Source organism: Pseudomonas sp. RW409 (genome assembly GCF_003184125.1).
Classification (GTDB): Bacteria; Pseudomonadota; Gammaproteobacteria; order Pseudomonadales; family Pseudomonadaceae; genus Aquipseudomonas; species Aquipseudomonas chlororaphis_I.
Genome location: NZ_QHHP01000033.1, coordinates 536,236 through 554,002, shown reverse-complemented (window position 1 = coordinate 554,002; position 17,767 = coordinate 536,236). Strand labels below are relative to the sequence as shown.

16 protein-coding genes are annotated in these 17,767 nt (G+C 62.8%); 9 read left to right on the top strand and 7 right to left on the bottom strand.

Annotated features, from left to right (window positions below; all coding sequences use genetic code 11):
* Positions 1–161: 161 nt before the first annotated feature.
* The 4 genes from DK261_RS15760 to hslO form a co-directional block, all read right to left on the bottom strand.
* The gene (locus DK261_RS15760; RefSeq protein ID WP_080577941.1) at positions 162–404 is read right to left on the bottom strand and encodes a hypothetical protein; all 243 of its coding nucleotides are present in this window, start codon (positions 402–404) and stop codon (positions 162–164) included.
* The gene (locus tag DK261_RS15755; RefSeq protein WP_110175995.1) at positions 401–1,606 is read right to left on the bottom strand and encodes a colicin E3/pyocin S6 family cytotoxin; all 1,206 of its coding nucleotides are present in this window, start codon (positions 1,604–1,606) and stop codon (positions 401–403) included. Before DK261_RS15755 ends, DK261_RS15760 begins: the two co-directional genes overlap by 4 nt.
* A 301-nt stretch (positions 1,607–1,907) precedes the next feature.
* On the bottom strand, positions 1,908–3,449 hold the full coding sequence (locus tag DK261_RS15750; protein WP_110175953.1) for a phosphoenolpyruvate carboxykinase: 1,542 nt from the start codon (positions 3,447–3,449) through the stop codon (positions 1,908–1,910).
* A gap of 179 nt (positions 3,450–3,628) precedes the next feature.
* Positions 3,629–4,531, bottom strand: coding sequence for an Hsp33 family molecular chaperone HslO (gene hslO / locus DK261_RS15745; protein ID WP_110175952.1), 903 nt, complete (start codon positions 4,529–4,531; stop codon positions 3,629–3,631).
* 101 nt (positions 4,532–4,632) lie between these two features.
* On the opposite strand from hslO, the gene DK261_RS15740 reads away from it, so the two are divergent.
* Positions 4,633–5,436: a phosphatase PAP2 family protein gene (locus DK261_RS15740; RefSeq protein WP_009046462.1), complete on the top strand. Its 804-nt coding sequence runs from the start codon at positions 4,633–4,635 to the stop codon at positions 5,434–5,436.
* 115 nt (positions 5,437–5,551) lie between these two features.
* Here the strand turns inward: DK261_RS15740 and DK261_RS15735 are convergent, their stop codons facing one another.
* The gene (locus tag DK261_RS15735) at positions 5,552–5,950 is read right to left on the bottom strand and encodes an RNA-binding S4 domain-containing protein (protein WP_009046461.1); all 399 of its coding nucleotides are present in this window, start codon (positions 5,948–5,950) and stop codon (positions 5,552–5,554) included.
* Positions 5,951–6,169: 219 nt separating this feature from the next.
* Here DK261_RS15735 and DK261_RS15730 point away from each other — a divergent pair, with 219 nt between their 5' ends.
* Positions 6,170–6,652: an ATP-dependent zinc protease gene (locus DK261_RS15730; protein ID WP_007931742.1), complete on the top strand. Its 483-nt coding sequence runs from the start codon at positions 6,170–6,172 to the stop codon at positions 6,650–6,652.
* A complete protein-coding gene (gene rimK / locus DK261_RS15725) occupies positions 6,649–7,554 on the top strand; it encodes a 30S ribosomal protein S6--L-glutamate ligase (protein WP_007931744.1) in 906 nt (301 codons plus the stop codon). The genes DK261_RS15730 and rimK overlap by 4 nt, the downstream gene beginning before the upstream one ends.
* Before the next feature lie 78 nt (positions 7,555–7,632).
* Here rimK and DK261_RS15720 read toward each other — a convergent pair whose 3' ends face one another.
* Positions 7,633–8,946, bottom strand: a complete 1,314-nt coding sequence (locus tag DK261_RS15720; protein WP_009041700.1) for an ATP-binding protein — start codon at positions 8,944–8,946, stop codon at positions 7,633–7,635.
* A 107-nt stretch (positions 8,947–9,053) separates the two neighbouring features.
* A complete protein-coding gene (gene ompR / locus DK261_RS15715) occupies positions 9,054–9,794 on the bottom strand; it encodes a two-component system response regulator OmpR (protein WP_007925257.1) in 741 nt (246 codons plus the stop codon).
* Between the two features lie 361 nt (positions 9,795–10,155).
* Here ompR and DK261_RS15710 point away from each other — a divergent pair, with 361 nt between their 5' ends.
* From DK261_RS15710 to tauC, 6 genes are all read left to right on the top strand, one after another.
* Entirely contained in the window at positions 10,156–12,480 is a 2,325-nt protein-coding gene (locus tag DK261_RS15710) for a Tex family protein (RefSeq protein WP_028683843.1), read from the top strand.
* On the top strand, positions 12,480–12,863 hold the full coding sequence (locus DK261_RS15705) for a PaaI family thioesterase (protein WP_009046459.1): 384 nt from the start codon (positions 12,480–12,482) through the stop codon (positions 12,861–12,863). The genes DK261_RS15710 and DK261_RS15705 overlap by 1 nt, the downstream gene beginning before the upstream one ends.
* Before the next feature lie 293 nt (positions 12,864–13,156).
* The gene (gene gshA, locus DK261_RS15700; RefSeq protein WP_009046458.1) at positions 13,157–14,740 is read left to right on the top strand and encodes a glutamate--cysteine ligase; all 1,584 of its coding nucleotides are present in this window, start codon (positions 13,157–13,159) and stop codon (positions 14,738–14,740) included.
* Positions 14,741–14,962: 222 nt separating this feature from the next.
* Positions 14,963–15,940, top strand: a complete 978-nt coding sequence (gene tauA, locus DK261_RS15695) for a taurine ABC transporter substrate-binding protein (RefSeq protein ID WP_110175951.1) — start codon at positions 14,963–14,965, stop codon at positions 15,938–15,940.
* A 95-nt stretch (positions 15,941–16,035) separates the two neighbouring features.
* Complete coding sequence (gene tauB, locus DK261_RS15690; protein ID WP_110175950.1) at positions 16,036–16,830, top strand: taurine ABC transporter ATP-binding subunit; 795 nt, start codon at positions 16,036–16,038, stop codon at positions 16,828–16,830.
* Positions 16,827–17,666: a taurine ABC transporter permease TauC gene (gene tauC / locus DK261_RS15685; protein ID WP_009046455.1), complete on the top strand. Its 840-nt coding sequence runs from the start codon at positions 16,827–16,829 to the stop codon at positions 17,664–17,666. The genes tauB and tauC overlap by 4 nt, the downstream gene beginning before the upstream one ends.
* Positions 17,667–17,767 lie beyond the last annotated feature (101 nt).

Genomic DNA, 17,767 nt, shown 5'->3' with positions numbered 1-17,767 from the left:
GGTTGGTGGATTGCCGCACCTATATGCCTTCGGGTGAATCATCAGCACCGTCCTCGGGGTAAAAATCAGATCACCCCTGCCGAGTGCTCACTCACCTTTTCGAAATGGCACACAAACCCATCCACTTTTGGGGTGCGTCATAGGTGAACGCCCAACAGCTCTCAAGAACCATTACTTCCATCTGATGACGCTAGATAGAGATCCATCCCTTCAGGAAAACTCACTGAACACAATTGCTCAATTTCAACAATCTGAGCAGCCGTTAATCGAAAGTCGGCACCAATACAGTCACTGGCTCCTGTCCACCCCATGACTGGAGCCAGTTCGTCGACAGACACATTAATAGATACTTCAAATGTCAGTTCATCCTTTCCAGGCTCAAAGCCCATTACCGAGAACATCATGGTTCTACTCTCCTTCCCTTATCTGCATCTTTTGTTTGCTTACCTGTAACGTAATCAAACTCGCCTTGATGCCTTCCGCGCTTGTTGTATTTCTCAAGAGTGCCATGCTGACGATCCCACTCATAAATATTACCCGCCCTATCAACCCAACGCGGACGTAGTCCACCACCCCCAGTTACGGGCGTCTTAGACCGGACCCGCACAGCATCAGGGAAAGCCGGGAGCAAACCTTGAGGAGTGGGGTGATATTTATGGTCAGAAACACTCAAAACTACATACAGCGGCTGTACACCCGACCCCACCGGAAACACCAGAATAAAATCCCGATACTCCGGCGGATAAATCGGACTCACGATGATCCGCTCCGCCGCCTCAGTCGGCGGAAAAATCCAGATCGGAGGTGTCTGTGGCGCCGCTTCCAGCGGTGGTATCCCTATGGTGCTCGAAGGGTCCACAGCTGGGGTCCAGATAAGGGTGATGCCATCCCCCAGATCGGCCACTTGCTGCTCATCACGAACCTCAAACTCAGCCACCGGAATCATTTCCCACTCGCGGCGCCCCTGGGTGTTGAAACCGTAGCCCTTGAGACTGCCATCGGCCTGCTGTTCAACTCGCAGGCGTAGCCGGGTGCGAGCTTGCTTGAGATTGCGTAGCTGCTCTTCTCTGTACAGCGCGCCATCACCCAGGCTCGATGGAGCGAGCAAAGCCACCAGCCCCAGCAACGCACCGGCCGCCACGCCCGAGGAGATCAGCCCCAGGCCACTGCCGGTGGTACCAGCCGCCGCGGAGACACCACCCAGGGTCAAGGTACCGAGATTGGCCGGCAGCGCGCCGCTGATGCGCTTGAGGGCCACGCACCCACCCGCCTCGACCTCACGACCGCCCAGCAGCGTCAACGCGCCGTAATTCGCCACCGAATCAGTGGGTATGAAGCCCGTCGGGGTGACGTAGTCGATGATTGCGTTCGGCAGCTTGCAAGACTTGGCAAATACGCAACCGACGGGCGTTGGTTGCGATTCCACCTGTGTAGCCGCCAGCCGCTCTTCATAGGCCTGCTGGCGAGCGAGCATCTGCTCGTAACCCTGCTGCGCATCGTCACGCTCGGCCAATTCACTCGCCGTCATATCGCGCAGGCGACGATAACCACCGCCGTCAGCGTCGTGGTGCTGCCATACCTGGGGCACATCCTTGTTGCGGGCCATAGTCCTTTGCTCGGTCGCCTGGGAAACCCCGGTCTTCAACCGGGGGATCTCACGTTAACCAGTGCGAGGGGACCTTGGCTGTCAGGCAAATCCGAGCTGGTCGAGCGACTTTTCTTTTTCGCTCAGGCCAGGCGATTGGCCCTGAACTGTCTGCACAGGACACCAGGATTTACCTTACACGTCGCGTCGAATCAGGCTTATTGAGCCGCTCGAACAAGCCGCCTGGAATTTGAACGGGACTGAATGACGCCCACAAAAAAGCCGCCCCAAAGGGCGGCTTCTTGAACCACTTACCCGATGCTTACAGCTTCGGACCAGCAGCCTTGATGGCGTCGCTCACGTCGAACTTCTTGAAGTTCTCGATGAACAGGCCGGCCAGGGCCTTGGCGGCTTCGTCGTAGGCGGCTTTGTCAGCCCAGGTGTTGCGTGGGTTGAGCAGGCCGGTTTCGACGCCTGGAACGGCCAGTGGCACGTCCAGGTTGATGGTGTCCAGGTGCTCGGTCTCGGCACCGACCAGAGCGCCGCTCTGGATGGCCGCGATCACGCCACGGGTGGTCGGGATGTTGAAGCGCTTGCCAACACCGTAGCCACCGCCGGTCCAGCCGGTGTTGACCAGGTAGACCTTGGAGCCGAAGCCGCGGATGCGCTTGATCAGCAGCTCTGCGTATTCGCCTGCCGGACGCGGGAAGAAGGGTGCGCCAAAGCAGGTGGAGAAGGTCGACTTGATGCCAGCGCCCGAACCCATTTCGGTCGAACCCACCAGAGCGGTGTAGCCGGACAGGAAGTGGTAGGCAGCTTGTTCTTCGCTGAGGATCGACACGGGCGGCAGTACGCCGGTCAGGTCGCAGGTCAGGAAGATCACGGCGTTCGGCTCGCCACCGAGGTTTTTCTCGGAACGCTTCTCGACGTGCTCCAGCGGGTAGGCGGCGCGGCTGTTCTGGGTCAGGCTGCCGTCGGCGTAGTCGGCCTTCTTGGCGTCGTCCAGCACAACGTTTTCCAGCACTGCGCCGTGCTTGATGGCTTTCCAGATGACCGGCTCGTTCTTCTCGGACAGGTCGATGCACTTGGCATAGCAACCGCCTTCGATGTTGAACACCACGCCCTCGCCCCAGCCGTGCTCGTCGTCACCGATCAGGTAACGGCTTTCATCGGCGGACAGGGTGGTCTTGCCGGTACCGGACAGACCGAAGAACAGGGTCACATCGCCCTCTTCGCCGATGTTGGCGGCGCAGTGCATCGGCAGCACGTCGGCGGCCGGCAGCAGGAAGTTCTGCACCGAGAACATGGCTTTTTTCATTTCACCGGCGTAGCGCATGCCAGCGATCAGCACTTTCTTCTGGGCGAAGTTGAGGATCACGCAACCGTCGGAGTTGGTGCCGTCACGCTCTGGAACGCATTCGAAGTTGGCAACGTTGAGCACCTGCCACTCATCACGGCCAGCCGGGTTGTACTGGGCCGGGTTGATGAACAGGCAACGACCGAACAGGTTCTGCCAGGCAGTCTGGGTGGTCATCTTCACGGCCAGGTAGTGCTCGTCGGAAGCACCTACATGCACATGGGAAACAAAATGCTCTTGCGCGTTGTTGAATGCCTCGACGCGAGCCCACAGGGCATCGAACTTGTCGGCCGGGAACTTGCGGTTGATCGGGCCCCAGGCGATAGCGTCCTGGGTGCTCGGCTCTTCAACGATGAAACGATCGACTGGCGAACGGCCGGTACGGTGACCGGTACGAACAACCAGCGCGCCGGTATCGGCAAGCTCGCCTTCACCGCGGTTCAGGGCTTCTTTGACCAGATCATCAACACTCAGATCGGTGTACACGGCGTTATTGGCTTGCGTCATGAGGTTCCCCGTCGGCCAGTGGCCGAGTGCTCCAAACGTTTTGTAGTAGAAAGTCGTGCACTACTACCGCGAAAAAAGTGCGCCGGATTATGCCAGAAAAGCCCAAAAAGAGTAGGGCCCTCCCGTCAGAACGGCGTTAATCCGGCGCTTGACAGGTGATTTACCTGCGCTGAAACGTTTTAGTGACGAGTATCTGACGGCGACTCGACACCCGCTCCGGCGAACAATTGGCTGATATCGGCCGCATCGAACAGGTAGCGCTCGTTGCAGAACTGGCAATCGATCTCGATGCTGCCGCCGTGTTCGACCACCAGCTTCTGCGCATCTTCCAGACCCAGACTGACCAGCGCATTGCCCGAGCGTTCCCGCGAGCAGCTGCAACGGAAGCGCAACGGCTGCACATCGAACAGGCGCACGGCTTCTTCGTGGTAGAGGCGATGGAGCACGGTTTCGTTGTCCAGGCTCAGCAGTTCGTCGGCGGTCAGGGTGCTGCCCAGCGCGGTGATGTGCTGCCAGCTGGCGGCGCGTTCTTCTTCATCCTTGAGGCGGTCGGCCGGCAGTTGCTGCAGCAGCAGGCCACGGGCGCGACGACCGTCGGCGTGCAGCCAGAAACGGGTACCGACCTGCTGGGACATGACGAAGTAGCTGGTGAAGCATTCCGACAGGGTCGCGCCGTCCAGGTCGACGATGCCCTGGTAACGCTGGCCGTGGGTCGGGTCGACGGTCAGGGCCAGCACGCCATTGGGCATCAGGTCGGCCAGGGTCGCGTCCGGGGCGATCTGCTCCGCGTCATAGCGGGCCAGACCACGGATCTCGCGCTCGCTGGAGCACTCGATCATCAGCAAAGGCACCGGGCCTTCGGAACGGGCCTGGAGGATCAGCAAGCCATCGAACTTCAGCGTGCCGACCAGCAGCGCGGCCGCCGCCATCAGCTCGCCGAGCAGTTGCGCGACCGGCTCCGGGTAAGCGTGTTTGGCGAGGACTTCGGCATAGCTGCGCTCCAACGCCACCAGCTCGCCGCGGGCGTCGCTGTCATCGAAGATGAAGCGTTGGGTGAAGTCGGTATCCGGCAAATGAGTCATAGGTTTGGGTATCTGAAGTGATGACAAAATGGTTACAAGATATGAAAATTGCGTTTTTTGCACTGTTACGGTGCGCGATTTTCTGCCATTGGAGGCATTTTATGAACAATCCGGGTTTGTTCCAAGCAAGGTGGAACCTCGGCAAGCTAGTGTTGTGCAATTTGCTCCCTCTGGCGCTGCTGGGTTTCTGGTTATGGCCAAGCGGGCAGATGCTTTGTGTAATGTTCGACGAATGGCTGTTCCGCCTGCTGAATGCTCCCCTTGCGAGCAACTCCACCTGGCTGCATATCTGGGCCGTGGCCAGCCTCAGGCCTTTTGACGCGATAGTCGGGCTGATCCTGCTGACCCTGTTGATCCGCGGTGACTGGGTGTTCAAGGCCGTGGACGTGCGCCGGGCGTTTTTCGGCTTCCTGTCGATCCTGGTCCTGATGCTGATTATCCGCCTGTTGTTCTCCAGGCTCGCCGACGCCATGGGCTGGCAACACGACAGCCCGTCGATGATGCTCCAGGATGCCGTGCACATGAGCGACTATTTCCCGCACTGGGAAAAAACCTGGGAACTCAAGGACCGTTCCAGCCAGAGCTTCCCCGGTGACCACGCTTCGGTGCTGCTGATCTGGGCACTGTTCATGAGCGTGTTCAGCCGCGGCGTCGGCCAGTTCTTGGTGATCTGGGGCCTGACCCTGCTGTTTATGATGCCGCGCCTGGTGGCGGGCGCGCACTGGGGCCAGGACGACTATATCGGCGGCGTGCTGCTGGCGGTCTGGGCGCTCGGCTGGGGCTACTACACCCCGTATGCGGCCAAGGCTTCGAACTTCCTGTTGCAGGTGACCAATCCGCTGTTCAACCTGCTGGGCAAGCTGCCGTTGCTGTCGCGCCTGAGCGTGGTGCGGGCTACGGCCTGAGCAGGCGCCGGCTTGCCGGTGATTGAATGCAGACGATGCGCCCTCCAGGGAATAGTGAGAGGGCTGCAACCGCTGCTTTGCAACTGATCGCAGGCAGCCTCGCTCCTACAGGGGCTTATTCGTGGCTGTGGAACTTGAACAGGTCGCGCCGCTGTTTCTTGGTCGGCTTGCCATCGGTGCTCACACCCAGGGCGCCGGCCTTGCGTAGCGCGGCGGCGTTTTCCCGCTTGGCGATGCTGGCTTCGGTTTCCGTATAGAGAGCCTGCGCCTCCGGCGCCCCACGGCGCACGATCGACAGGGCCTGGACCACCACGGTGCGCTCGTCGAAACCGGTGCGTATCTCATACTCGTCGCCGATCCTCGGCTCCTTGCCCGGTTTGCAGCGCTCGCCCCGGTGATGCACCTTGCCGCTTTCGATGGCGGCCTTGGCCAGGGCGCGAGTCTTGTAGAAGCGCGCCGCCCACAGCCATTTGTCCAGACGGACCTTGTCGTCGTCTTCGGCTTTTTGTGCCATGGCATTTCCTCATTCTGAAATATTTTCGAACTGTACTACCGTTTCTCTCGTGCCATGAATTGCGATGGCTCGGTTTACAATGCGAGGCTCTGCGGCAGCCCGTCCGGGAGCTGTGGAGCCGGGCCTAGATATCTGTCGCCTTTTACCCATTATTCTGCGTGAATACCGCGAATTCGGCCGCTTGACGGTACGAGCGGGTTCCTCAGCGGTTGAGCACATTTGAAGACATTTGACCATTTGACCGTCGTGGGTCTGCGCGAGTGGGTGGCGCTTCCGGATTTGGGAGTCGCCGGCCTGCGCGCCAAGATCGATACCGGCGCCAGCACCTCCAGCCTGCATGCCACCGAGATCGAGCCGTTCGAGCGCGACGGTGAGCAGTGGGTGCGCTTCAACGCGCACCTGGGCAGCGTGGTGCAGTTGCGTCACCGGCGTTGCGAAGCGCCGCTGGTGGCGATGAAAACCATCAAGAGTTCCAACGGCCAGGCGCAGGTGCGCTACGTGATCAGTACCACCCTGGCGCTCGGCGATCGGGTCTGGCGGGTGGAGTTCACCCTCGCCTGCCGCAAGGCCATGCGCTATCGCCTGCTGCTCGGTTCCAAAGCCCTGATCGATGGCCAGTTGGTGGTCAATCCAGGGATCAAATACGTTCAAGACAAACCGGTGTTCCCGGTGTCCACTACCTCTGCCACAGGTGTTGCATGAAGATCGCTGTGCTTTCGCGTAACCCGCGTCTGTATTCCACTCGTCGCCTGGTCGAAGCCGGCACCGAGCGTGGCCATGAAATGGTGGTGGTCGACACCCTGCGCGCCTATATGAACATTGCCAGTCACAAACCGCAGATCCACTACCGCGGCAAGCCGCTGGAAGGTTTCGACGCGGTGATTCCACGGATCGGCGCCTCGGTGACCTTCTATGGCTGCGCGGTGCTGCGCCAGTTTGAAATGATGGGTGTGTTCCCGCTCAACGAGTCGGTGGCCATCGCCCGCTCGCGGGACAAGCTGCGCTCGTTGCAACTGCTGTCCCGACGCGGCATCGGCCTGCCGGTGACCGGCTTCGCCCACTCGCCGGACGACATTCCCGACCTGATCGAGATGGTCAACGGCGCGCCGCTGGTGATCAAGGTGCTGGAAGGCACCCAGGGCATAGGCGTGGTGCTGTGCGAAACCGCCACGGCGGCCGAGTCGGTGATCGAGGCCTTCATGGGCCTGAAGCAGAACATCATGGTCCAGGAGTACATCAAGGAAGCCGGCGGCGCCGACATCCGCTGCTTCGTGGTCGGCGACAAGGTGATTGCCGCGATGAAACGCCAGGCCAAGCCCGGCGAGTTCCGCTCCAACCTGCACCGTGGCGGCAGCGCCAGCCTGATCAAGATCACTCCGGAAGAACGCATGACCGCCCTGCGCGCGGCCAAGGTCATGGGCCTGAGCGTCGCGGGTGTGGATATCCTGCGTTCGAACCACGGGCCGCTGGTGATGGAAGTGAATTCCTCGCCTGGCCTGGAAGGTATCGAGACCACCACCGGCAAGAACGTGGCGGGGATCATCATCGAGCACATCGAGAAAAACGGTGGCCCGAACATGACCCGGACCAAGGGCAAGGGTTAAGGGCAGCGGCAAGCTTTTAGCGGCAAGAGAAAAGCGACTCCTCACTTGCAGCTTTTAGCTTGCCGCTTGTAGCTGCCTTCAAACCGCATCCCTGGGCAACAACAACCCCAACGGCAACCGCACCCGCGCCTCCAGGCCGCCATCGGCGCGGTTGCGCAGTTCGACATTGCCGCCGTGCATCGAGGCGATCCGCTTGACGATGGCCAGGCCCAGGCCGGTACCCTTGCCGCCCCGGGCACGGTCGCCGCGGGTGAAGGGGTTGAAGATCGCCTCCAGCTCCGACGGGTCGATGCCCGCGCCACGGTCCATCACGCTCAGCACCACATAAGGCGCGCTGGTGTCGCCCGACACATAGGCCGCCACTTCGACTTCCGTCCCCGCGTGGTTCAGCGCGTTGCCGATCAGGTTGTTCAGCAGGCGTTTCATCGATACCCGGCGCAACGGGAATGGCGGGATCGGCTCCAGGCGCAGGCGCACCTTCTCGTCGTTCTGGTTGTAGGGTGCCGCCACTTCACGCACCAGGTCACTGAGATCGACCTCCTCCACCGACTCGTCGCGGCCGTCGCGGATAAAGGCCAGGAACTGGTCGAGAATCGCGTCCATGTCTTCGATGTCGCGGACCATGTCGTCGGTCAGGTCGTTGTGGCTGCCCATCAACTCCAGCGACAGGCGCAGGCGAGTCAACGGCGTGCGCAGGTCGTGGGACACCCCTGCCAGCATCAGCTCGCGTTCGCGTCCGGCCTGCTCCACATCCTCGGCCATCTGGTTGAAGGCGCGGTACACCTCGGTCATCTCGCTCGGCGTATCGCTGATCGGCAGGCGCACGCTGCGCCCCTGCCCCAGTTGCCGGGCGGCATAGACCAGGCGCTTGAGGGGCTGGTTGAGCTGGCTGACAAAGATCCACGCCGAGGCCGTGGACAACAGGCCGATCGCCAGGAACCAGCCGAGCACACTCCAGATCTTCTGCCCCCGCAACGGATGCGGATACAGCGGCACTTTCAGCCAGCCATCGCCCAAGCTCGGTGCGCGCACCCAGAGCGCCGGCGGGGCGTGCATGCGCAGGCGCACTTCAGTGTCGGCGCCCAATTCGGCCTGCATCTGCCGCTGATAAATCTCGCTATAGGGCCAATGCTGCTCGCCCGCCGGCACACCGCTGCCGACTACCTTGATCAGCCCGGCGGCCTCGGCGATCTGGTCGCGGTTGGATTCGTCGGCGGCCCAATAGGCGCGCAGGGTCAGGGCCACGCCGTGGCTGTACTGGCGGTCTACCAGCACGTCCTCGTTCATCAGCAGATAAACCAGGGTCAGCGCCTTGGAGAACAGCACCACGATCAGCACCAGCCAGAGGGTGCGGGAGAAGAAGCTTTGCGGGAACCACAGCGGGGTTTTCATAAACAGCCATTACACGCTTTGCAGGAGCGAGTCGCGCTCGCAGAGTTGCGGAATGCGAGCGCCCGGGTCGTTTGCCGGCCCGGGCGCTCGCTCCTACAAATCATCGGTCACTTGGTGGTGGTGCCATCCGGCACGAACACATAACCCACGCCCCAGACCGTCTGGATATAACGCGGCTTGGACGGATCGGGCTCGATCATCCGGCGCAGGCGGGAGATCTGCACGTCGATGGAACGCTCCAGGGCATCCCACTCGCGGCCACGGGCCAGGTTCATCAGCTTGTCGCGGGTCAGCGGCTGGCGAGCGTTCATCACCAGGGCCTTGAGCACCGCGAACTCGCCGGTGGTGAGCATGTGCACTTCGGCGCCGCGCTTGAGTTCGCGGGTGGCCAGGGACAACTCGTAGTCGCCGAAGGTGACGTTTTCGTCTTCGCTGCCCGGCGCGCCCGGCACCGGAGCCGACTGACGACGCAGCACGGCCTTGACCCGCGCCATCAGTTCGTCGGGGTTGAACGGCTTGGCCAGGTAATCGTCGGCGCCCAGTTCCAGGCCCTTGATGCGGCTCAGCTCGTCGCCCTTGGCAGTAAGCATGATGATCGGGATCTGGTTGTTCGCACTGCGCAGGCGGCGGCACGCGGTCAGGCCGTCTTCGCCAGGCAGCATCAGGTCGAGGACAACCAGGTTGAAGACTTCGCGACCCAGCAGACGGTCCATCTGCTCGGTGTTGGGAACCGCGCGGGCACGGTAGCCCTTGCTGACGAAGAAGCGCTCCAGCAGGCTGCTCAGCCCCGGGTCGTCGTCAACGATAAGAATTTTTTCGCCTTCGGCAGTTTGTGCAGTGCTGCTCATCAGATGCTCCTTTTATCTCGGTGCGCATTATGGCGTAGCTGCCGTTATACGCACCGTGTGCATTGTTAGCAGATTTTTCCTCGACCGCCAGAAAACCCGCCGTCGGCCGCCACCGGGCCGATACCCCCGAAGACTGGAACGCTGGTTATAATGCGCCGCCTTTTGTGTCAGGCAACGTCTGATCGTTATCGCCCGTGGCCATTTTTTATTTTTCCCGGCCAGGCAGTAATTGTTCGATTTCACGGGTCAACAGGCAGCCTTTTGATCCAGGCAGCGGCGCACGCCAGGCCGCTCAACCAGACTCGCCGAGCCCAATTTTCCGTGCCGGCGAGCCTGCTTTCACAATTTGTCAGGTGGTTTTATGGACAGCATCAACAGCCGCATTGCCGAGGAACTCGGTGTACGCCCACAACAGGTCGAAGCGGCCGTCGCTCTATTGGATGAAGGCTCCACCGTGCCCTTCATCGCCCGCTACCGTAAGGAAGTGACCGGCAGCCTCGATGACACCCAACTGCGTCATCTGGAAGAGCGCCTGCGCTACCTGCGAGAACTCGACGAACGGCGCATCAGCATCCTCGCCAGCATCGAGGAGCAAGGCAAGCTGACCCCGGAATTGGCCCGTGACATCAAGCTCGCCGACACCAAGACCCGCCTCGAAGACCTCTACCTGCCGTACAAGCAAAAGCGCCGCACCAAGGGCCAGATCGCCCTGGAAGCCGGCCTTGGCGAACTGGCGGACGGCCTGTTCAACGACCCGAGCCTGACCCCGGAAAGCGAAGCCGCACGCTTCGTCGACGCGGAAAAAGGCGTGGCCGATGTGAAGGCCGCCCTCGAAGGCGCCAAGTACATCCTCATGGAGCGCTTCGCCGAAGACGCCAGCCTGCTGGACAAACTGCGTAATTTCCTCAAGCAGGAAGCCACCCTCAGTGCCCGCGTGATCGCCGGCAAGGAAGAGGAAGGCGCCAAGTTCCGCGATTACTTCGAACATGACGAACCACTGAAGAGCATGCCGTCGCACCGCGCCCTGGCGATTTTCCGTGGCCGCAACGAAGGCATCCTCAGTTCCGCGCTGAAAGTCGGCGACGAACTGCCGGGCACCATGCACCCGTGCGAAGGCATGATCGGCCAGCACGTCGGCATCCAGAACCAGAACCGCCCGGCGGACAAATGGCTCGGCGAAGTGGTGCGCTGGACCTGGAAGGTCAAGCTCTACACCCACCTGGAAACCGACCTGCTGGGCGAGCTGCGCGACAACGCCGAAACCGAGGCGATCAACGTCTTCGCCCACAACCTGCACGACCTGCTGCTGGCCGCTCCGGCCGGCCCGCGCGCGACCCTGGGCCTCGACCCGGGCCTGCGTACCGGCTGCAAGGTCGCGGTGGTGGATGCCACCGGCAAGCTGCTGGACCACGCCACCGTTTACCCGCACGTCCCGCACAACAAGTGGGACCAGACCATCGCCGTGCTGGCCGCGCTGTGCGCCAAGCACTCGGTGGACCTGATTGCCATCGGCAACGGCACCGCCAGCCGTGAAACCGACAAGCTGGCCGCCGAACTGATCAAGAAATACCCGGCCATGCGCATGACCAAGGTCATGGTCTCCGAGGCCGGTGCTTCGGTGTACTCGGCGTCGGAACTGGCGGCCAAGGAATTCCCCGACCTCGACGTATCGATCCGTGGCGCGGTGTCCATCGCCCGCCGCCTGCAGGACCCGCTGGCCGAGCTGGTGAAGATCGATCCGAAATCCATCGGCGTCGGCCAGTACCAGCACGACGTGTCGCAGCTGAAGCTGGCCCGTGGCCTGGATGCGGTGGTCGAGGACTGCGTGAACGCCGTCGGCGTGGACGTCAACACCGCTTCGGTGGCCCTGCTGGCACGGATCTCCGGCCTCAACACCACCCTGGCGCAGAACATCGTCAGCCACCGCGATGAAAACGGTGCGTTCAAGACCCGCGCCGCGCTGAAGAAGGTCGCCCGCCTGGGTGAAAAGACCTTCGAACAGGCCGCCGGCTTCCTGCGCGTGATGAACGGCGACAACCCGCTGGATGCGTCCGCGGTGCACCCGGAAGCCTACCCGCTGGTGCAGCGCATCGCCGCCGAGACCGACCGCGACATCCGTTCGCTGATCGGCGACAGCGGCTTCCTCAAGCGCCTGGATCCGAAGAAGTTCACCGACGAGACCTTCGGCCTGCCGACCGTCACCGACATCCTCCAGGAACTGGACAAGCCCGGCCGCGACCCGCGCCCCGAGTTCAAGACCGCCGAGTTCCAGGAAGGCGTCGAAGACCTCAAGGACCTGCAACTGGGGATGATCCTCGAAGGCGTGGTGACCAACGTCACCAACTTCGGTGCCTTCGTCGACATCGGCGTGCACCAGGACGGCCTGGTGCACATCTCGGCACTGTCGGAGAAGTTCATCAAGGACCCGCGTGAAGCGGTGAAGGCCGGCGATGTGGTCAAGGTCAAGGTCATGGAAGTCGACATCCCGCGCAAACGCGTCGGCCTGTCGATGCGCATGAGCGACACCCCGGGCGAGAAGATCGACGGCGCTCGTGGTTCGCGTCCAGGCTCGGCACCGCGCTCGTCGGGCAACAGCGCCCCGCGCAAGGAAAGCGTGGCCGCGGCCCCGACCAACAACGCCATGGCGTCGCTGTTCGCCAACGCCAAGCAGTTGAAGAAACGCTGATGGAGATCCCGGCCGGCTTGACCGAAAGCGCGTTCAGCCAACTGCTCGGCTGCCGTCTGCAGCGCCTGGAGGTCGGTGAAGCCGACGTCGCCCTGACGCTGACGCCGCAGTTGCGCAATCGTGGCCAGAAGCTGCACGGCGGGGCGATCTTCAGCCTGGTCGATATCGCCATGGGGCTGGCCTGTTCCAGTTCCCACGGCTTCGACCAGCAGAGCGCGACCATCGAGTGCAAGATCAACTACATCCGCGCCGTCGCCGAGGGCGACGTGATCTGCCACGCCCGGGTGCTCCACCCGGGCCGCCGCACCCTGGTGGTCGAGGCCGATGTGATGCAAGGCGACAAACTGGTCGCCAAGGCACAAGGCACCTTCGCGGTCCTCTGAGGAACCCTTTGGTGACAGCCGCGACGCCAATTCGTCCGCTAGCGACGCGGCCCGCCTTCGAACATCGACAGACCTAGCTCCCCGTCATCGATTTGAGTTAATTTCGGCGCTGCGAAAGCGGCGTCGGAGTTTTCTGCCTGCGCTAAAGCCAGATTCAGGGATGAAGTGTGGTGCTTGCAAAATCGGGCCATGCCGGCTCAACGACCAGGCGAAAACGCCAGTTTCAACTTCACCCTTGTAGACCGTCCTGCCCACCCCCATATTGGGGCGACTGACGCGTGAAGGAATCCAACTTGAGCGAACTTCTCAACCGCCGCCTGGCTCTGCTCGGCGAGCGCGCTAACCTCTCTCTGCTCGAGCAGTGCCTGCACGGTATCGAGCGCGAATGCCTGCGCGTGACCGGCGAAGCGCGCCTGGCCCAGACTCCGCACCCGGAAGAACTGGGTTCCGCGCTGACCAACGAACAGATCACCACCGACTATTCCGAGTCGCTGCTGGAGTTCATCACCCCAGCCCTGCCCGATCCGGCGGACACCCTGGCCAGCCTCGACAAGATTCACCGTTTCGCCTACAGCAAGCTCGGCAACGAGTACCTGTGGAGTCCATCGATGCCGTGCCCGTTGCCGGCCGAGGAAGACATCCCGATCGCCTATTACGGCACCTCCAACATCGGCCAGCTCAAGTATGTGTACCGCAAGGGCCTGGCCCTGCGTTACGGCAAGACCATGCAGTGCATCGCCGGGATCCACTACAACTTTTCCCTGCCGGAGCAGCTCTGGCCGCTGCTCAAGCAGGCCGAAGGCTTCGTCGGCAGCGACCGCGACTATCAGTCGTCGGCGTACATCGCGCTGATCCGCAACTTCCGCCGCTACAGCTGGCTGCTGATGTACCTGTTCGGCGCCTCGCCGGCGCTGGACGCAGGCTTCTTGCGCGGTCGCGCGCACCAGCTGGAACAGCTGGACGCCGAGACCCTGTACCTGCCGTACGCCACCAGCCTGCGCATGAGCGACCTGGGCTACCAGAGCAACGCCCAGGCCGGCCTGACCCCTTGCTACAACGACCTGAACAGCTACACCGACAGCCTGCGCAAGGCCGTCGCCACGCCGTACGCGCCTTATGTGGAGATCGGCACCCACCAGGACGGTGAGTGGGTCCAGCTCAACACCAACATCCTGCAGATCGAAAACGAGTACTACTCCAACATCCGCCCGAAACGCGTGACCTACACCGGCGAGCGGCCGATCCAGGCGCTGATGGCTCGCGGCATCCAGTACGTCGAAGTCCGTTGCCTGGACATCAACCCGTTCCTGCCGATGGGCATCGACGTACAGGAAGCCCGTTTCCTCGACGCCTTCCTGCTGTATTGCGCGCTCAACGAAAGCCCGCTGCTGGAGAACAACGAGTGCGGCAACGCCACCTCGAACTTCCTCAAGGTGGTCAAGGAAGGTCGTCGCCCGGGCCTGCACCTGCTGCGCCAGGGACAGTTGGTGGACCTCAAGGAATGGGCCGGCGAACTGCTGGAAAAGATCGCGCCGCTGGCCGCCCTGCTCGACCGCAGCCACGGCAGCGACGCCCACAGCAAGGCGCTGGACGCCCAGCTGGCCAAGGTCAAGGATTCGTCCCTGACGCCTTCGGCCCAGGTCCTGGCCGCCATGCAGGAACACAAGGAAAGCTTCAGCCAGTTCTCCCTGCGCCAGAGCCTGGCCCATGCCGAGTTCTTCCGCAGCGAGTCCCTGAGCAAGGAAGACCAGGCGCGTTTCGAAGAAGCGGCGCGCAACTCCCTGCTGCAACAGGCCGAGCTGGAACAGAACGAAGTCGGCGATTTCGACGTATTTGTCGGCTCGTATCAGGCGAGTATCTTGGCGATCAGCAACTAAGCGTCTGCGGCGCTTATCGCGGGCAAGCCTCGCTCCTACACAAGATCAATGCGTAGGAGCGAGCTTGCTCGCGATGGAGCGCAAAGCGCTCCCCTTCAAAAAGTGCTTTCTTTAGAAGATTCCTCTTTTAAGCTAATTCTAAAAAGTTATTTATTTTTAGATTCTTAGATCATTTAGTCTCCTACCACGTCCACACTTGGCCGCCTGTTGAGGAGCTTCATGATGAAACTGCACCTTCCCCTCCGCCTCCTGGCGGCCGTGTCCCTGGCCACCGCGAGCTTCTTCGCCCAGGCAGCCGACGTCACCGTCGCCTACCAGACCACCGTCGATCCAGCGAAAGTCGCCCAGGCCGACGGCACCTATGAAAAGGTCACCCAGGCCAAGATCGACTGGCGCAAGTTCGACAACGGCGCCGACATCATCGCCGCCATCGCTTCGGGTGACGTGCAGATCGGCTACCTCGGCTCCAGCCCGCTGACCGCTGCGATCACCCGCAAGGTGCCGGTGGAAACCTTCCTTATCGCCACCCAGATCGGCGCCGCCGAGGCCCTGGTGGCCCGCGACGGATCCGGGATCAAGACGCCCCAGGACCTGGTCGGCAAGAAAGTCGCCGTGCCCTTCGTTTCCACCGGCCACTACAGCCTCTTGGCCGCGCTCAAGCACTGGAAAATCGACCCGGCGAAAGTACAGATTCTCAACCTGGCGCCACCGGCGATCATCGCCGCCTGGAAACGCGGCGACATCGACGCCACCTACGTCTGGGACCCGGCGCTGGGCGTGGCCAAGGAAAACGGCAAGGTGCTGATCACCTCCGGCGAACTGGCCCAGTTCGGCGCGCCGACCTTCGACGCCTGGATCGTGCGCAAGGACTTCGCCGAGAAGCACCCGCAAATCGTCACCGCCTTCGCCAAGGTGACCCTCGACGCCTACGCCGACTACCGCAAGGACCCAAAAGCCTGGCTGGCCGAGCAGAGCAACGTCGACAAGCTGGTGAAACTCTCCGGCGCCAAGGCCAGCGACATTCCGCTGCTGTTGCGGGGCAACGTCTACCCACTGGCGGCCGACCAGGTCATCAGCCTTGGCGCGCCGACCACCAAGGCCATCACCGACACCGCGGCGTTCCTCAAGGAACAAGGCAAGGTCGAGGCGGTACTGCCGGACTACGCGCCGTACGTCAGCGCCAAATACATCACCCACTGAAGGTTCGCCGCAGAGGTCGCCGGGCCCAGGCCCGGCGCCTCTCGTACAGCGTCTCACCTCGACAAAGGCTGCATTTGAACAAGGAGCGCGCCGTCATGGCTTTGCTACAACTGGAGCGCATCAGCGCACAGTACCCCGGCGCCGCCGAACCGGTGCTGGCGGATATTTCCCTGACGCTCGGGCCACAGCAGTTGCTGGTCGCCCTCGGCCCATCCGGCAGTGGCAAGACTTCACTGTTGAACCTGATCGCCGGCTTCGTCGAACCCAGCGCCGGGCGCATCACCCTGGACGGCGTGCCGGTTGCCGGCCCGAGCGCCGAACGCGGCGTGGTGTTCCAGGATGATGCCCTGCTGCCCTGGCAGGACGTACTGGCCAACGTCAGCTTCGGCCTCGAACTGGCCGGCACCGCCCGCGACCAACGTGAAGCCCGCGCCCGGGAAATGTTGGCGCTGGTGGACCTGGCCGGCTTCGACAAGCGGCGCATCTGGCAGCTCTCCGGCGGACAACGCCAGCGCGTGGGCCTGGCCCGCGCCCTGGCCGCTGACCCGCGGGTGCTGCTGATGGACGAGCCCTTCGGCGCCCTCGATGCCTTCACCCGCGAACAGATGCAGGAGCTGTTGCTGCAAGTCTGGCAACGCACCGCCAAGCCGGTGTTCCTGATTACCCACGACATCGAGGAAGCGGTGTTCCTCGCCACCGACCTGATCCTGCTGGCGCCCAACCCGGGGCAGATCGTCGAGCGCCTGAGCCTGGACTTCGGCCAGCGTTACGCGGCCGGCGAATCGGCCCGGGCAATCAAGTCCGACCCGCGCTTTATCGAAACCCGCGAACACGTGCTGGCCCGGGTGTTCTCCCAACGCAGTGCCGTCTTGCGGCAGGAGCGCGCATGAACAGCTACGACCTTCCGGCCACCACGACCAAAGCCGCGACCCCGCACACTGCCGCGCCCCTGCGCCGCAGCCTGAGCACCCGCTGGATCAGCGTGCTGACCCTGGTGGTGCTGCTCGCCCTGTGGTGGGCGGTGACGGCCAGCGGCCTGATCGAGCCGCTGTTCCTGCCGCCACCTTCCGCCGTGCTGCAAAAGGGCTGGTTGCTGGTGACCAGCGGCTACATGGATTCCACCCTGTGGCAGCACCTGGGCGCGAGTCTCGGACGCATCGGCCTGGCCCTGGGTTTTGCCGTACTGACCGCGATCCCGGTGGGCATCGCCATCGGCCATAACCGCATCGCCCGTGGCGTGCTGGACCCGCTGATCGAGTTCTACCGGCCGATTCCACCCCTGGCCTACCTGCCGCTGATCGTCATCTGGTGCGGCATCGGCGAGCTGTCCAAGGTGCTGCTGATCTACCTGGCAATTTTCGCCCCGATCGCTATCGCCACCGCCACCGGCGTGCGCACCGTGGACCCGACCCGGCTGCGCGCCGCGCAGTCCCTGGGTGCGACCCGGGCCCAGCTGATTCGCCATGTGATCCTGCCCAGCGCCCTGCCGGACATCCTCACCGGCGTGCGCATCGGCCTTGGGGTGGGCTGGTCGACCCTGGTCGCCGCCGAACTGATCGCCGCCACCAGTGGCCTGGGGTTCATGGTGCAGTCCGCGGCGCAGTTCCTGGTCACCGATGTGGTGGTGCTGGGGATCCTGGTCATCGCCCTGATCGCCTTCGCCATGGAAATGGGCCTGCGCGCCCTGCAGCGCAAGCTGGTGCCCTGGCATGGCCAGGCCCATTGAAACCCCGCTACCCCTGTAGCCGCTGCCGAGCCCCGGCGAGGCTGCGCAGCAGGCGCAACCCGCCTGACGCGTTGTATCTGGAATACCGCGGCGCCAGGTTT

Bases quoted from the DNA above. Each gene is read 5' to 3' on its own strand.
- DK261_RS15760 (WP_080577941.1), bottom strand. From the start codon at position 404: ATGATGTTCTCGGTAATGGGCTTTGAGCCTGGAAAGGATGAACTGACA.
- DK261_RS15755 (WP_110175995.1), bottom strand. From the start codon at position 1,606: ATGGCCCGCAACAAGGATGTGCCCCAGGTATGGCAGCACCACGACGCT.
- DK261_RS15750 (WP_110175953.1), bottom strand. From the start codon at position 3,449: ATGACGCAAGCCAATAACGCCGTGTACACCGATCTGAGTGTTGATGAT.
- hslO (WP_110175952.1), bottom strand. From the start codon at position 4,531: ATGACTCATTTGCCGGATACCGACTTCACCCAACGCTTCATCTTCGAT.
- DK261_RS15740 (WP_009046462.1), top strand. From the start codon at position 4,633: ATGAACAATCCGGGTTTGTTCCAAGCAAGGTGGAACCTCGGCAAGCTA.
- DK261_RS15735 (WP_009046461.1), bottom strand. From the start codon at position 5,950: ATGGCACAAAAAGCCGAAGACGACGACAAGGTCCGTCTGGACAAATGG.
- rimK (WP_007931744.1), top strand. From the start codon at position 6,649: ATGAAGATCGCTGTGCTTTCGCGTAACCCGCGTCTGTATTCCACTCGT.
- DK261_RS15720 (WP_009041700.1), bottom strand. From the start codon at position 8,946: ATGAAAACCCCGCTGTGGTTCCCGCAAAGCTTCTTCTCCCGCACCCTC.
- ompR (WP_007925257.1), bottom strand. From the start codon at position 9,794: ATGAGCAGCACTGCACAAACTGCCGAAGGCGAAAAAATTCTTATCGTT.
- DK261_RS15710 (WP_028683843.1), top strand. From the start codon at position 10,156: ATGGACAGCATCAACAGCCGCATTGCCGAGGAACTCGGTGTACGCCCA.
- DK261_RS15705 (WP_009046459.1), top strand. From the start codon at position 12,480: ATGGAGATCCCGGCCGGCTTGACCGAAAGCGCGTTCAGCCAACTGCTC.
- tauA (WP_110175951.1), top strand. From the start codon at position 14,963: ATGAAACTGCACCTTCCCCTCCGCCTCCTGGCGGCCGTGTCCCTGGCC.
- tauB (WP_110175950.1), top strand. From the start codon at position 16,036: ATGGCTTTGCTACAACTGGAGCGCATCAGCGCACAGTACCCCGGCGCC.
- tauC (WP_009046455.1), top strand. From the start codon at position 16,827: ATGAACAGCTACGACCTTCCGGCCACCACGACCAAAGCCGCGACCCCG.